The organism is Pseudomonas sp. R3-18-08 (assembly GCF_003852065.1).
Classification (GTDB): Bacteria; Pseudomonadota; Gammaproteobacteria; order Pseudomonadales; family Pseudomonadaceae; genus Aquipseudomonas.
Map to the genome: position 1 here is coordinate 268165 of NZ_CP027729.1, position 13761 is coordinate 281925.

The 13761-nt window shown below is 60.0% G+C and carries 11 protein-coding genes and 1 pseudogene; 6 read left to right on the forward strand and 6 right to left on the reverse strand.

Features of this window, described 5'->3' with window-relative positions; all coding sequences use genetic code 11:
* Positions 1-97: 97 nt before the first annotated feature.
* Positions 98-1375, forward strand: coding sequence for a 4-aminobutyrate--2-oxoglutarate transaminase (gabT, locus tag C4J92_RS01115; protein WP_124402684.1), 1278 nt, complete (start codon positions 98-100; stop codon positions 1373-1375).
* 82 nt (positions 1376-1457) lie between these two features.
* Here gabT and C4J92_RS01120 read toward each other — a convergent pair whose 3' ends face one another.
* The 5 genes from C4J92_RS01120 to desA form a co-directional block, all read right to left on the reverse strand.
* Positions 1458-2657 (reverse strand): hypothetical protein, encoded by a 1200-nt coding sequence (locus C4J92_RS01120; protein ID WP_124402685.1) that lies wholly within the window; start codon positions 2655-2657, stop codon positions 1458-1460.
* Between the two features lie 13 nt (positions 2658-2670).
* Entirely contained in the window at positions 2671-3558 is an 888-nt protein-coding gene (locus C4J92_RS01125) for a nitrilase family protein (RefSeq protein WP_124402686.1), read from the reverse strand.
* Positions 3559-3632: 74 nt separating this feature from the next.
* Entirely contained in the window at positions 3633-5612 is a 1980-nt protein-coding gene (locus C4J92_RS01130) for an FAD-dependent oxidoreductase (protein WP_124402687.1), read from the reverse strand.
* Positions 5613-5785: 173 nt separating this feature from the next.
* Complete coding sequence (locus C4J92_RS01135; RefSeq protein ID WP_124402688.1) at positions 5786-6787, reverse strand: sensor domain-containing diguanylate cyclase; 1002 nt, start codon at positions 6785-6787, stop codon at positions 5786-5788.
* 188 nt (positions 6788-6975) lie between these two features.
* Positions 6976-8160 (reverse strand): delta-9 fatty acid desaturase DesA, encoded by a 1185-nt coding sequence (gene desA, locus C4J92_RS01140; RefSeq protein WP_124360741.1) that lies wholly within the window; start codon positions 8158-8160, stop codon positions 6976-6978.
* Positions 8161-8326: 166 nt separating this feature from the next.
* Between desA and dibA the strand changes: the two genes are divergently transcribed.
* The 3 genes from dibA (at position 8327) to C4J92_RS01155 (ending at position 11878) form a co-directional block, all read left to right on the forward strand.
* Positions 8327-10237, forward strand: a complete 1911-nt coding sequence (gene dibA, locus C4J92_RS01145; protein WP_124402689.1) for a phosphodiesterase DibA — start codon at positions 8327-8329, stop codon at positions 10235-10237.
* Positions 10238-10538: 301 nt separating this feature from the next.
* A complete protein-coding gene (gene oscA, locus C4J92_RS01150; protein WP_010565387.1) occupies positions 10539-10721 on the forward strand; it encodes a sulfur starvation response protein OscA in 183 nt (60 codons plus the stop codon).
* A gap of 146 nt (positions 10722-10867) precedes the next feature.
* Positions 10868-11878: a sulfate ABC transporter substrate-binding protein gene (locus C4J92_RS01155; protein ID WP_124360743.1), complete on the forward strand. Its 1011-nt coding sequence runs from the start codon at positions 10868-10870 to the stop codon at positions 11876-11878.
* Here the strand turns inward: C4J92_RS01155 and C4J92_RS27090 are convergent.
* Positions 11874-12011 (reverse strand): annotated as a pseudogene (locus tag C4J92_RS27090) (outer membrane lipoprotein carrier protein LolA); the annotation flags it as partial. The gene C4J92_RS01155 and the pseudogene C4J92_RS27090 sit on opposite strands and share 5 nt — an antisense overlap.
* Before the next feature lie 45 nt (positions 12012-12056).
* On the opposite strand from C4J92_RS27090, the gene cysT reads away from it, so the two are divergent.
* Both cysT and cysW read left to right on the forward strand, forming a co-directional pair.
* The gene (cysT, locus tag C4J92_RS01160) at positions 12057-12875 is read left to right on the forward strand and encodes a sulfate ABC transporter permease subunit CysT (protein WP_065949976.1); all 819 of its coding nucleotides are present in this window, start codon (positions 12057-12059) and stop codon (positions 12873-12875) included.
* Between the two features lie 13 nt (positions 12876-12888).
* Positions 12889-13761: a sulfate ABC transporter permease subunit CysW gene (cysW, locus tag C4J92_RS01165; RefSeq protein ID WP_124402690.1), complete on the forward strand. Its 873-nt coding sequence runs from the start codon at positions 12889-12891 to the stop codon at positions 13759-13761.

Below are 13761 nucleotides of genomic sequence, written 5' to 3' on the forward strand. Positions count from 1 at the left end.
GAAAGCTGTGGCAGTCGATCATCGCATGCTGCCGTAGTTGCCTCCCCGCCACCTATCCTTGAGCTACGCCGCCCGATGAGCGGCGAATGAGGACTTTATGAGCAAGACCAACGCTTCCCTGATGAAACGCCGCGAAGCCGCTGTACCGCGCGGTGTTGGCCAGATTCACCCGATCTTCGCCGAATCCGCGAAGAACGCCACCGTGACCGACGTTGAAGGTCGCGAGTTCATCGACTTCGCCGGCGGTATCGCCGTGCTGAACACCGGTCACGTGCACCCGAAAATCATCGCAGCGGTGACCGCGCAGCTGAACAAGCTGACGCACACCTGCTTCCAGGTCCTGGCCTACGAGCCTTACGTGGAGCTGTGCGAGAAAATCAACGCCAAGGTGCCAGGTGATTTCGCCAAGAAAACCCTGCTGGTCACCACCGGTTCCGAAGCGGTCGAGAACGCCGTGAAAATCGCCCGCGCCGCCACGGGCCGTGCCGGTGTGATCGCCTTCACCGGCGCGTACCACGGCCGCACCATGATGACCTTGGGTCTGACCGGTAAAGTCGTGCCGTACTCGGCCGGCATGGGCTTGATGCCGGGCGGCGTGTTCCGTGCGCTGTTCCCCAATGAGCTGCACGGCGTGAGCGACGACGACGCCATCGCCAGCATCGAGCGTATTTTCAAGAACGATGCCGAGCCGCGTGATATCGCTGCGATCATCATTGAGCCGGTGCAGGGCGAAGGCGGTTTCTACGTCGCGCCGAAAACCTTCATGAAGCGCCTGCGCGAACTGTGCGACAAGCACGGCATCCTGCTGATCGCCGACGAAGTGCAAACCGGTGCCGGCCGCACCGGCACCTTCTTCGCCATGGAACAGATGGGCGTCGCCGCCGACCTGACCACCTTCGCCAAATCCATCGCCGGTGGCTTCCCGCTGGCCGGTGTGTGCGGCAAGGCCGAGTACATGGACGCCATCGCCCCAGGCGGCCTGGGCGGTACCTACGCCGGTAGCCCGATCGCCTGCGCGGCCGCGCTGGCGGTAATGGAAGTGTTCGAAGAAGAGCACCTGCTGGACCGCTGCAAGGCCGTCGGCGAACGCCTGGTAACCGGCCTCAAGGCCATCCAGGCCAAATACCCGGTAATCGGCGAAGTGCGTGCCCTGGGCGCGATGATTGCCGTGGAGTTGTTCGAAGATGGCGATAGCCACAAACCGAACGCCGCTGCCGTTGCATCCGTGGTGGCCAAGGCGCGTGACAAGGGCCTGATCCTGCTGTCCTGCGGTACCTACGGCAACGTCTTGCGCGTACTGGTGCCACTGACCTCGCCGGACGAGCAGCTGGACAAAGGCTTGGCAATCATTGAAGAGTGCTTCTCTGAGCTCTAAGCCCAGCGCTTTTCTCGATAGAAGAACCCCGCCTCGGCGGGGTTTTTTGTGCCTGATGAATCACCTCCAGGCGTTGTTTGGGTTAATCCGCGATCACCACACCGATCAACGGCACGATCAACGCCGTACTGATGGCCATGGATAAGACGTTGCCGATGTAGGGATGCAGGTAGCCAGGCAGGCGCCCGGCAATCGCGCAGGCCAGCGGCGGGGCGATCAGCGCGCCCAGTATTGCGCTGGCTACAATCACTGTCGGGTTGCCGCCATAGGTCAATACGGCAGCGGGCACCACCGAGACCAGGGGCACATAGGTTGGGTACCAGCCACGCTCACGCCATTGCCGGCGCCACAGGATAATGCCGATGAGTGAGGTCAGCGCTTGGCCTGCAATCAGGTGTGGCAACCATCCAGACCCATAAGCGGGGCTCAGTGGATTCAGTGCGTAGGCCAGCAGCACCCCAGCGAGCAGACCCAGGCTGGCCCACTCATTTCCATAGAACGGTGCTTCGGAAAAGTCCGCCAGTACCCGACGTAACGTCCAGCGTATACCGTAATCGGGTGTTTTCAGGGCGGCAGCGGGAGGGATGCTGGCCTTGGGTTCAGCTGCACGGCTTACCAGCACCGGCAGGGCACGGCATAGTAAAAACGCCACCACACTGCCTAAAGCCATGCCCAATACATTGCCAATCACCACCGGCAAACCCAGCGGAATGCACAAGTAGTTGACCAGCAACAGGCAGCTCGGTGTCACCAGAAGCGCGCCGAGCAAGGCGCCATTGAGCGTGACCTTCCATCCCCCGCCAAACAGCAGCACCATGGCCGCCGGCAGCGAAACAAAGGCGGCGAACGTGGGTTGCCAAGCGTCTGCCGTCAGGGTCCAGCCCCACATCGCATTGCTCAGCAGCAAGCCCAGCAATGAACTGGTCACCAACCAGGGCCAGAGCCCCGTGCCGTAGGCGATGTTGAAGCCTTGCCAGGTTTGAGCGTAACGACTGGTCCAGTAACCGAAGGCGCCACCGAGCAGCAGGCCGAGTGACGCGAACTCGTGTTTATAGAAGGCCACCTCACTGATATCGCCGACCACCCAACGCAACCACGCTGTCGGTGTGGGCAGGCTGGCCATCATGTCGTTGTAGCTTGGCCAAAGCTCCGGCGCCGAAGTGGAGTAAGCCACTGACAACCCGGTGAGTGACACTGCCAGGGTGAGCGAGGCCAGGAGCAGAATGACAAGGTGGCGAACAGGTGAGTCTGATGACGGTTTTTTTGTCGGTAGGAAAGCCATAGTCGCACCCCCATCAGCGTGGCAGGCACGGGTGAAGGCGGTAGCCGAGCATCCCGTCATACAGGTCGCTGCGACGATCCCGTTGCAGGTCGTTGAGGCTGTTCCAGATCGGTGCGCTGCGAGCGCTGGAGAGGTCGATGTCGGCGTAAATAATCGCTTGCTCGTTAGGTGAGGCGATCTTGCCGATCGGCCAGCCGTTGGTGCCGGCAATCAATGAACACCCAAGGTAACGTGCATCCTGTTCCTCGCCGATACGGTTGGCCGCAGCGATGAACACGTTGTTGACGTGGGCGGCCGTCATGGTCAAGTACGAGGCCATGCATTTGCCGGCTTCGTCGAACAGCGGCGGCGGGGTCCACACCCAGTTGTTCAGGCTGCAGATGATATCGGCGCCTTGCTGGGTCAGGATGCGTGGGACCTCGGGGAACCAAATGTCCCAGCAGATCAGTAAACCTATACGGCCGATGGGTGTTTCAAACACCGGGAACCCAAGGTTGCCAGGGCTGAACCAGAGCTTTTCCTTGTTCCAGAGGTGGGCCTTGCGGTATTTACCAATCAGGCCGTCGGGGCCCAGCAGCACGGCGGTGTCGAACAGTTGCATGCCATCGCGTTCAGCCAGGCCTGCCGCAAGATACACCTGATGAGACTGGGCGAAATCCATCCAGGCCCGTACGCTCGGACCGTCTGGAACGGGTTCGGCATGCAGATAGGCGTCCTGGCGATTGTTGAATAGGTAACCGGTATTGGTCAACTCGGGCAGCACAATCAGATTGGCGCCATTGTTAACCGCTTGCAGGGCAAGGCTCAGGCTGGTTTCCAGGTTGGAAGCGCGATTGTGGGTGCCGACTTGCGGATCAAATTGCACAACGGCGACGCGTACGGGACTCGTGGACTCGTTCATGGTGCAGACCTCTTATTGTTATGAACCCACCGGAATGGGTGGGCGTTTAATAGGAAGTCTTTTTTGTTTATGCGTCAGTAGGCTGTTTCCGCTTTAGTCGTAGGCAGTTGCTGTATCAATGGCTGCCCCTGGTAACGCGGGTACTCATCCAGGGTAAACCCCCCGTTGAACGCGGCTTGGGTCGTATTGCAGAGGTTGATCACGGCGTCGACGGCGCCGCGCAGGCACGGCTCGGTCCAGCCTGCATCCACGGAAAACGATTCCCCAGCCAGATACAGGCCGGAAACATGGGCATAGTCGCGGTTGTACTGCATCAAACTGACGGCATCGTAGTAAGTCCCCGCGCGGTAGAGCTTGGCGCACCCTAGCGCGTTCTTGTCGGTCATCCAGCGTTGGACGATGGCGTTTTGTGCATCGATGTAGGGCGATATCGGCGCTTTGATATTGGCGCTGCGTAACAGGATGCGGTCCAGTTCCGTGACGCACTTGTTGACCAGTGTTTGGTCGTCAAAAGAGGCCAGTTTGGTCGCGTCATCCTCCCAGGTGTAACTGAGCAAGATGCAGTCATAGGGATAGGCGTCGTGGTAGCGATAGGTGTACACATCGTGGATAAAGCTATCGGTGACCATGATCTGGGGAATCTTTCTGTTGTTCGACAAGAAGCTTTTCTTGAGCGGTGCGTAGACCTTGCAGCTGGTTTCCCAGTGAGCGGTTTTGTAGGCATTGGTTACGGAATAGGGCAGCATGGCCTGGCTGAAATTTTCCAACTGAATGTGTGTTTCGATAATCCAGGACGGCAGGGTCATGATCACCGCATCGAAGTCTTCATGACGTTCGGCTTTACCAGTAGGGCTGCTGGCGTGCCAGTCGTAGGTCACGCGAATTTGGCCGTTTTCAAGCTTGGTCAAGCGAGTCACTGAGGTATCGGTGAGAAAGCCCTTTCCGCGTTCTCGGCAGTGATCATAAAAGGACTGGGCGTTGACCTTGGTTTCCATGAACAGCAGGCACTCATCCAGCGCTGCCAGCCCCAGATAACGCGGCGCGTCGAACGCCAAGTCATTACAGTCCTGGAGGCTGGTTTGCCCCAAGTACGGTGACGCAACGGGATTGCCGTCAATGCCGACGCGCCCATGCACCAGTTGTAGTTGACTGCTGAAACCGAAGATCGCCGTGCGTAAAGGGTAGAGGCAGCACACGTCATAAAACGCTCCCCAACTGCCATCGCCGATGCCGATGGAATAGAACAGGATGGACTCCTCCCGGGTCATGCCGAGCCCGCCAAAGTCCCCGGGGATATTGGCATTCCACGTAACACTCGCCAATGTCACCAAGTCACGGAAGGACAGGCTCTGGTAACGCGCGACGATGGCGGCCCATAGGGATTCCCACTGCGGCGTGCCATAGATCTTTGCGACTTGGTGCGTCATCTGATCTGCAAATTGGCGCCACTTGGCATACACCTGCTGCAATTTTTCTGTGGGCGGAGGTGTGTGACCTTGCGAGTTTTTCCAGATAAGCATTTGCGGCTCTAGCTGTCCCTCGAGTAGCCCTTCACGCAGGTAAATGCCAGTGCTGCGCACATGCGGCGTGCCTGGATTGGGGAAGTCGGATAGCTGCAGTTCGAAGCGTTTGCAATAGTAGGCCAACAGCGATTGACCTTCTAAAGGCGATTCACCGGCCTGGTTGAACATCGGCATGCGCATGGCGCCCATTTCGAAGGGGGTCTGACCCAGCAGTGGAGATTGGCCGGAGTTGAGCGTTGATAGATGACGCCCTCCAACGCGGTGAGACTGTTCCAGCAATGTGACGTTTTTGAATCCGCACCGAAGCAATTCCCGCGCAGCGGTCAAGCCGGTGATGCCCGCCCCGACGATGCAGATTTTGTAATCAGGTTGGGTAGCCTGGGCGATGCCAAAGTCGTGTTCGACCAATTTCCGATAGTTGAAGCACAAGTCCGGAGGGCTCGGGAAACGGCCTCGCCATGAGGATGGCGCATGGGTTGGCAAGTGCTTGGCGACTAAGGCGGGGTAGTCGTAGGTGGATCCGATGGTCATGGTTCACGCTCCAGAGTCTGGCCAGTCTTGAGGAATGACCGGCGGCAATGGTGAGTGAATTTAGTGACGCGAGAAGGTGTCGGGGTGGTAGATCGTTGTGGTGAGACTGGCGTCAGATGTAGCGCGGGCCTGCAATCTTTCGACGGTAGCCCCGCTCCTGTATTTGATCAGCGCTAACCCGCGATCACCCGATTTTTACCCTGACGTTTTGCCTCATACATCGCCGCATCGGCGCGGCCGAACAGGCTGTCCAGGGTCGAGTCGTCTTCGCGCAGGCTGGTCAGGCCCTGGCTGACGGTCACTGTAAACGCGTGGCCTTCAACGCTGAAACTCAGCGCCTGGATTTCCTTGCCCAGCCGCTCGGCTACCTGCAAGGCCATGTCCGGGGCGCAGCCGGGCAGTATGGCGGCGAATTCTTCGCCACCGATGCGGCCGAACAGGTCGCCACGGCGTAACACGCCTCGGCCACTTTCGGCGATGCGCCGCAGCACCTGGTCACCCTCGAGGTGGCCATAACTGTCGTTGATGTCTTTGAAGTCGTCGATGTCCAGCAACAGGAACGCCAGCGGCGTGCCCTGCATACAGGCGTTGTCAAAGGCCTGGTTGGCGAGTTCGAAGAAGTGCCGGCGGTTGCTGCTCTGGGTCAGCACGTCGGTGGTGGCCAGGCGATGCAGTTCCAGCTCCAACTGCTTCTTTTCGGTGATGTCCTCGGCCATGCCCACGACGATCATCGGCTTGCCCGGCTCGGCCTGCTGATTGATATAGCATTTGTCGCTGAGCCAGCGGATCTGCCCGTCGACCGTGACGATGCGGTATTCGCGGTCTTCCACGGCGCCCTGTTCCAGCACGCGGGCCAGGCTGTGTTCGGCGTAGTCGAGGTCTTCGGGGTGGATGCTGTTGCGCCATTCCCGGTGATCGGCCAACAGCAAACCGGCGCTGCGGCCGAATATCCGTTCGTAGGCCGGGCTGACGTAGAGCACGCGACGCGTTTCCCAATCGATGGCCCACAGCACCGCATTCACACTCACCAGCAGCGAGCTGAGCAGCTGCTCACGCTCACTCAGCCGTTCGACCTCACCCTGGGCATGCATCAGCGCCAGCAGGGTCGACGCGGCCGCCGGACGCGGTGGCTGGGCGGTGGACAGGTCAGTCGGGCAGGGCTTTTCGTGAACCATCGGAACAACTCTCTCTGGGCGCGCCGCAGGATGGAACAGCGGTCACTACAAGGGGTCACCATGATGGCGAAGTGTTCTTTGAGAGAGGGGAATTGCGGTGAAGTTCCGTGATCGTGGTGGATTGGCGGTGCCCGGAAAATGGCGCCAAAAAGCCAGTGTGCGGGAGGGAGAGCCCTCCCGCAGTACCGTCAGACCGCTGCGGGACGCAGTGAATAGGTCTTCAATTGGTGAGCGAAATCGCGCAGAGATTGAATGCCGCTGGCCTCGGCTTCGTGCACCCATTCCTTGATCGCAGCCAGCATGTCGTGGCCGTTGGAACTGGTCTTGAGCCAGATTTGCTGCAGCGCCAGGCGCTTCTCGTAGATCACGCTCAGCGCATGGCTGTGTTCCAGCATGCTCTGGATGCGCACGTGGTGGCGATCGCTCAGCAGGCTGGTTTCCCGCGACAGCAGGCGCTTGGCGCGGTGAAACTGGTGGCGCACCGAATGATCGACTTTCTCCAGCTCCTGCTTGACCAGCGGGCCGATCACCAATTTGCGGTATTGGGCCATGATCTGGAAGCGGTTGTTGAGGATCGCCATCGCGGTGTCCATGTCCAGGTGGCCCTTGCCTTCGACACGGTGGGCGATCGGCGCGACGCGCTGCACCTTGGCCAGGCGCAGGAAGCTGAACACCTTGATCCAGGCCCAGCCCAGGTCGAATTCCCACTTCTTCACCGACAACTTGGCCGAATTGGGGTAGGTGTGGTGGTTGTTGTGCAGCTCTTCGCCACCGACGATGATGCCCCACGGCACCAGGTTGGTCGCCGCGTCGCGGCATTCGAAATTGCGATAGCCCACGGCATGGCCCAGGCCGTTGATGACGCCGGCGGCCCAGAACGGGATCCACATCATCTGGATCGCCCAGATGGTGATGCCGATGGTGCCGAACAACAGCACGTCGAGGACACCCATGATCGCCACGCCCAGCAGCGGGTAGCGCGTGTAGAGGTTGCGTTCGATCCAGTCGTCCGGGCAGTTCTTGCCGTAGATGCGCAGGGTCTCGGGGTTTTCCGCCTCGGCGCGGTACAGCTCGGCACCTTTGCGCAGCACGGTGGATAGGCCCTTGATCACCGGGCTGTGCGGGTCATCGACGGTTTCGCATTTGGCGTGATGCTTGCGGTGGATGGCGGTCCACTCACGGGTGTTCTGCGCCGTGGTCAACCACAGCCAGAAGCGGAAGAAGTGTTTCAGGCCAGCATTGAGCTCGAGCGAGCGATGGGCCGAATAACGGTGCAGATAGACGGTGACCCCGATAATGGTCACATGGGTCATCAACAACGTGACTGCCACCAGTTGCCAGGCTGACAGGTCAAGAAAACCGTTGTACCACATAGGCTGTATGGCCCTCAGATAAAGTAAAGAACAGCTCACGCATTATCACTAAGCCTACAGAGAAAACCAGCCGCCCTTTCAGATAGAAGTGACTGGATGTTTCTTATTCTATAATCCTCAGCCTTCGTAGGGCGATTGTGTTTTTTTGGTAAGGATTACTGAGCATATGTTGTTTTCATACCGAGGAGCCCTACGTGCGGGGCTGGTATACCTGCTGATTTCCATTCTATGGCTCCAGCTTAGCCACCATCTATTAATCAGCTTTATCGATGATCCACGGGCCTTGGCGCATTGGCTGCAACTGCGCGGCTATGTCTGGGTAGGCCTGAGCGCGCTGGCTATTTATCTGATGAGCGCGCGTTTTGCCCGTGCCCACGCGTTGCAACAACCCCTGAAAGAAAACCGTGAACGCCTGCAACAGGCCGCTGCGGTGTTTGATTGCACCCGCGAAGGCGTGCTGGTCACCGACGCTCAGGGCCTGATCGTGCACGTTAATCGGGCGTTCATCGAGATCACCGGATACCGCCGCGAAGACGTCATGGGCCGGCCTCCCAGCCTGTTCAAGTCCGGGCGCCATTCGTCGAATTTTTATCAACAGATGTTCCAGGTCCTCGAGCGCAGCGGCGAATGGAGCGGCGAAATCTGGAATCGACGCAAAAGCGGAGAAATTTACCCTCAGTGGCAAACCATCCGCGTCATCCGTGATGACCAGGGCCACATCAGCCACTACGTCGCCGTGTTCTCGGATATCAGCGCCATCAAGGACTCCGAACACGAGCTGGCGCACCTGGCCCACCACGACCCGCTGACCGGCCTGCCCAACCGCCTGCTGTTCACCGACCGCGCCGAGCAGGCGTTGGCCTCGGCACGCGTGCACAAGCGCGGCTGTGCGTTGCTGTTGATGGACCTGGATCACTTCAAGATCATCAATGACAGCCTGGGCCACAATGTTGGCGATCAACTGCTCAAGCTGGTGGCCGACCGTCTCAAGGGGCTGTTCGGGCCTGGGGTGACCCTGGCGCGCCTGGGGGGCGACGAGTTCGCCGTGCTGGCGGAAAGTTGTCCACAGGTGATGCAGGCTGCGGCCATGGCCCAGCGCATGCTCGACGCCATGAAGGAGCCGTTTGTTTTTGACGGCAACCAGCTGTTTATCAGCGCCAGCATCGGTATCAGCTTGTTCCCCAGCGATGCGCTGAGCGCCGAGCAATTGTTGCGCAACGCTGACTCGGCCTTGTTCAAGGCCAAGAACGCGGGCCGTGAAAGCTACGCCTTGTACACCGAGGAACTGACGGCTCACGCGCAGAGTCGTGTGGAAATCGCCAGCGAATTGCGCCGCGCCCTCGACCGGCAGGAACTGCGCGTCTATTACCAGCCCGTGCACGACCTGCAGGACAGCCGTTTGATTGGCGTGGAAGCGCTGGTGCGCTGGCAGCACCCGGAGCGTGGCCTGGTGCCGCCGGCTGAATTTATCCCCATCGCCGAGCGCACCGGGTTGATCGCCGACATCGATGCCTGGGTGATGGACCAGGCCTGCCGCCAGATGTGCCTATGGTTGGCGGACGGCGCGCCGTTGGGGTTTATCGCGATCAACGTCTCCAGCCGCCTGTTTGCCCGGCGTGAACTCTACGAGCAGGTCGGCCAGGTGCTCCACGACACCGGCCTGGACCCGGCCTTCCTGGAGCTGGAAGTCACCGAAAGCGCGGTGATGGATGATCCGGAAGTCGCCCTTGAACAACTGCACCGCCTGCGCGAGCTGGGCTTGCGCCTGGCCATCGACGACTTCGGCACCGGCTATTCCTCGTTGTTGCGCCTCAAGCGCCTGCCGGTGCAGAAACTCAAGATCGACCAAGGCTTTGTCGCCGGTTTGCCCTGGGACGAAGACGACGCCGCCATCGTGCGCGTGGTCATCGCCCTGGCCAAAAGCATGGGCATGCAGGTGCATGCCGAGGGGATCGAGCAAGTGGAGCAGGCGCGCTTCCTGCTGGACCAGGAGTGCGACATGGGCCAGGGGTATTGGTTTGGCAAGCCGATGCCGGCGGCCGATATCGACTGGCACCGAGCCCCGGTCCTTAATTGAAATGCGATCAAACTGTGGGAGGGGGCTTGCCCCCGATGGCGGTGTATCAGCTTGGTGAGGCTTGGCTGACCCACCGCCATCGGGGGCAAGCCCCCCTCCCACATTGGATTGCATTACGGCTTAATTTCAGTGGTTGAACGCAAAACCTGCGCGCAACTCCACGCCCCGCCAGAAAATTCTTTTTTGTTATATAAACATTCTTAAATAGTATTTTTAAGAATATCCGCGCTTATCTACTATCGCCCTCACGCCGCAAGCAGTGCCGCCACTGCCAGGCACTATTCATTTCAGGAGCGAGACCATGAGCGCATCTCTACGTAGCGTCGACGGCCAGGACGAAGCAGCCATTTTGCGTGAGATCCAGAGCGCCTTGCGCGATCTGCGGTTTGGCGCGGTGGAAATCACCGTACACAACGCTCAAGTGGTACAGATCGAACGCAAGGAAAAATTCCGTCTGCAGAACCCGGGTAACAAACCCGCCTAAGAATAAGCCACCAGTAGGAGCGAGCTTGCTCGCGAAAAACGCCAACGATAACGCAGCGCATCAGGTTTAACGCGGTGCTCCTGGGTTTTTCGCGAGCAAGCTCGCTCCTACAGGGTTGCGCCAACATAAGAATTTCAGGAGCTTCTATGTCGTCGATTCGCCGTTACGCCCTGGCCGCATTGGCCAGTGCCGTGTTTGCCGGTTCCGCCGTTGCCAAGGATTACGAGTTGCTCAACGTCTCGTACGACCCGACCCGTGAGCTGTACCAGGACTACAACGCTGAGTTCACCAGCTTCTGGAAACAGTCCCACCCGGGCGACAACGTGAAGATCCAGCAATCCCACGGTGGTTCGGGCAAGCAGGGCCGCGCGGTGATCGACGGCCTGCGCGCCGACGTGGTGACCCTGGCCCTGGCGGGCGACATCGACGAAATCGCCAAGCTGGGCAAGACCCTGCCGGAAAACTGGCAGACCCGCCTGCCGGATGCCAGCACCCCGTACACCTCGACCATCGTGTTCCTGGTACGCAAGGGCAACCCCAAGGGCATCAAGGACTGGGGCGACCTGGTCAAGAAAGACGTTTCGGTGATCACACCCAACCCGAAAACCTCCGGCGGTGCGCGCTGGAACTTCCTCGCGGCCTGGGCCTACGGCCTGAAGACCGGCGGCAGCGAAGCCAAGGCTCAGGAATACGTCAAGGAGCTGTTCAAGCATGTGCCGATCCTCGACACCGGCGCGCGCGGTTCCACCATCACTTTCGTCAACAACGGCCAGGGCGACGTGCTGCTGGCGTGGGAAAACGAAGCGTTCCTGGCGCTGAAAGAAGACGGCGGCGCCGACAAGTTCGACATCGTCGTGCCGTCCCTGTCGATCCTCGCCGAGCCACCAGTGGCCGTGGTGGACAAGAACGCCGAGAAAAAGGGCAATACCGAGATCGCCACCGAATACCTCAAGCACCTGTACAGCCCGGCTGGCCAGGAGATTGCGGCGAAGAACTTCTACCGCCCACGCGATGAGAAAGTCGCCGCCAAATACGCCCAGCAGTTCCCGAAACTGGACTTGGTGACCATCGACAAAGACTTCGGCGGCTGGAAAACTGCCCAACCGAAATTCTTCAACGACGGTGGCGTGTTCGACCAGATCTACACGGCGCAATAACAACACCGATCCCTGTAGGAGCGAGCTTGCTCGCGAAAAACTTCAAGGCACCGCGTGCAAACAGACCGCCCGCGTTATCGTTGACGATCTTCGCGAGCAAGCTCGCTCCTACAGGGGTCAGGAGAGCCCGCATTCATTTGCGGGTTTTGCATATCCGTTCCGCTAACCAAGGACTCTTATGTCGCGTCGTATCTCCCCCGTCATACCCGGCTTCGGGCTGACGCTGGGCTACACCGTCGTGTACCTCAGCCTGATCGTGCTCATCCCGCTGGCGGCGATGTTTGTACACGCCGCCCAACTCACCTGGGATCAGTTCTGGAACATCATCTCCGCACCCCGCGTGCTGGCAGCGTTGAAACTGAGCTTCAGCACCGCATTGTACGCCGCGCTGATCAATGGCGTGATCGGCACCCTGCTGGCCTGGGTGCTGGTGCGCTACACCTTCCCCGGACGCAAGATCATCGATGCGATGATCGATCTGCCGTTCGCCTTGCCCACGGCTGTGGCCGGTATCGCGTTGACCGCGCTGTACGCGCCTAACGGGCTGGTTGGCCAGTTCGCCGCCGACCTGGGCTTCAAGATCGCCTATACCCCGCTGGGCATCACCCTGGCGCTGACCTTCGTTACCTTGCCCTTCGTGGTGCGCACGGTGCAGCCGGTACTCGCCGATATCCCCCGGGAAGTCGAAGAGGCCGCCGCCTGCCTGGGCGCCAAGCCGCTGCAAGTGTTCCGTCACATCCTCGTGCCGGCGCTGTTGCCGGCCTGGCTGACCGGTTTTGCATTGGCCTTCGCCCGCGGCGTCGGCGAGTACGGTTCGGTGATTTTCATCGCCGGCAACATGCCGATGAAAACCGAGATTCTGCCGTTGCTGATCATGGTCAAGCTTGACCAGTACGACTACCGCGGTGCCACCTCAATCGGTGTGCTGATGCTGGTGGTTTCCTTTGTCTTGCTGCTGCTGATCAACTTGTTGCAGCGGCGCATCGAACGTCCATAAGGAGGCGCGGAACATGTCCCAATCGTCTATCTCCGCCGCGTCCTCGGCCAACGCCGCCCGGCGCGGCAGCGCCACCTCGCGACGCATCCTGATCGGCCTCGGCTGGCTGGTGTTCGCGCTGTTTTTGCTGCTGCCGCTGTTGATCGTGGTGTCCCAAGGCTTGAAGAATGGCCTCGGCGCGTTCTTCACTGCGATCCTTGAACCTGACGCGCTGTCGGCGCTGAAACTCACGGTAATCGCCGTGGTGATTTCGGTGCCGCTCAACCTGGTGTTTGGTGTCAGCGCCGCGTGGTGCGTGAGCAAGTATTCTTTCCGTGGCAAAAGCATATTGGTAACGCTGATCGACCTGCCGTTCTCGGTCTCGCCCGTGATCGCAGGCCTGGTGTACGTGCTGATGTTCGGCGCCCAGGGCTTCTTCGGACCGTGGTTGCAGGACCATGACATCCAGATCGTGTTCGCCTTGCCCGGCATCGTGCTGGCGACCATCTTCGTCACCGTGCCGTTCGTGGCCCGCGAGCTGATCCCGTTGATGCAGGAGCAGGGCACCCAGGAAGAAGAAGCCGCGCGCCTGCTCGGTGCCAACGGCTGGCAGATGTTCTGGCATGTCACCGTGCCGAACATCAAGTGGGGCCTGATCTACGGCGTGGTGCTGTGTACCGCGCGGGCCATGGGTGAGTTCGGCGCGGTGTCGGTGGTGTCCGGCCATATTCGTGGCGTGACCAACACCCTGCCGCTGCACGTCGAGATTCTCTACAACGAATACAACCACGTCGCCGCCTTCGCGGTGGCCAGCCTGTTGCTGATCCTGGCGCTCTTCATCCTGCTGCTCAAGCAGTGGAGCGAGAACCGAATCAACCGCCTGTGCAACAGCGCCGGTGAGGAATAA

Excerpts from the sequence above, each read along its gene's own strand:
- cysT (WP_065949976.1), top strand. The coding sequence starts at position 12,057 with ATGTCGCGTCGTATCTCCCCCGTCATACCCGGCTTCGGGCTGACGCTG.
- cysW (WP_124402690.1), top strand. The coding sequence starts at position 12,889 with ATGTCCCAATCGTCTATCTCCGCCGCGTCCTCGGCCAACGCCGCCCGG.
- oscA (WP_010565387.1), top strand. The coding sequence starts at position 10,539 with ATGAGCGCATCTCTACGTAGCGTCGACGGCCAGGACGAAGCAGCCATT.
- C4J92_RS01130 (WP_124402687.1), bottom strand. The coding sequence starts at position 5,612 with ATGACCATCGGATCCACCTACGACTACCCCGCCTTAGTCGCCAAGCAC.
- C4J92_RS01120 (WP_124402685.1), bottom strand. The coding sequence starts at position 2,657 with ATGGCTTTCCTACCGACAAAAAAACCGTCATCAGACTCACCTGTTCGC.
- C4J92_RS01125 (WP_124402686.1), bottom strand. The coding sequence starts at position 3,558 with ATGAACGAGTCCACGAGTCCCGTACGCGTCGCCGTTGTGCAATTTGAT.
- gabT (WP_124402684.1), top strand. The coding sequence starts at position 98 with ATGAGCAAGACCAACGCTTCCCTGATGAAACGCCGCGAAGCCGCTGTA.
- C4J92_RS01155 (WP_124360743.1), top strand. The coding sequence starts at position 10,868 with ATGTCGTCGATTCGCCGTTACGCCCTGGCCGCATTGGCCAGTGCCGTG.
- C4J92_RS01135 (WP_124402688.1), bottom strand. The coding sequence starts at position 6,787 with ATGGTTCACGAAAAGCCCTGCCCGACTGACCTGTCCACCGCCCAGCCA.
- dibA (WP_124402689.1), top strand. The coding sequence starts at position 8,327 with ATGTTGTTTTCATACCGAGGAGCCCTACGTGCGGGGCTGGTATACCTG.
- desA (WP_124360741.1), bottom strand. The coding sequence starts at position 8,160 with ATGTGGTACAACGGTTTTCTTGACCTGTCAGCCTGGCAACTGGTGGCA.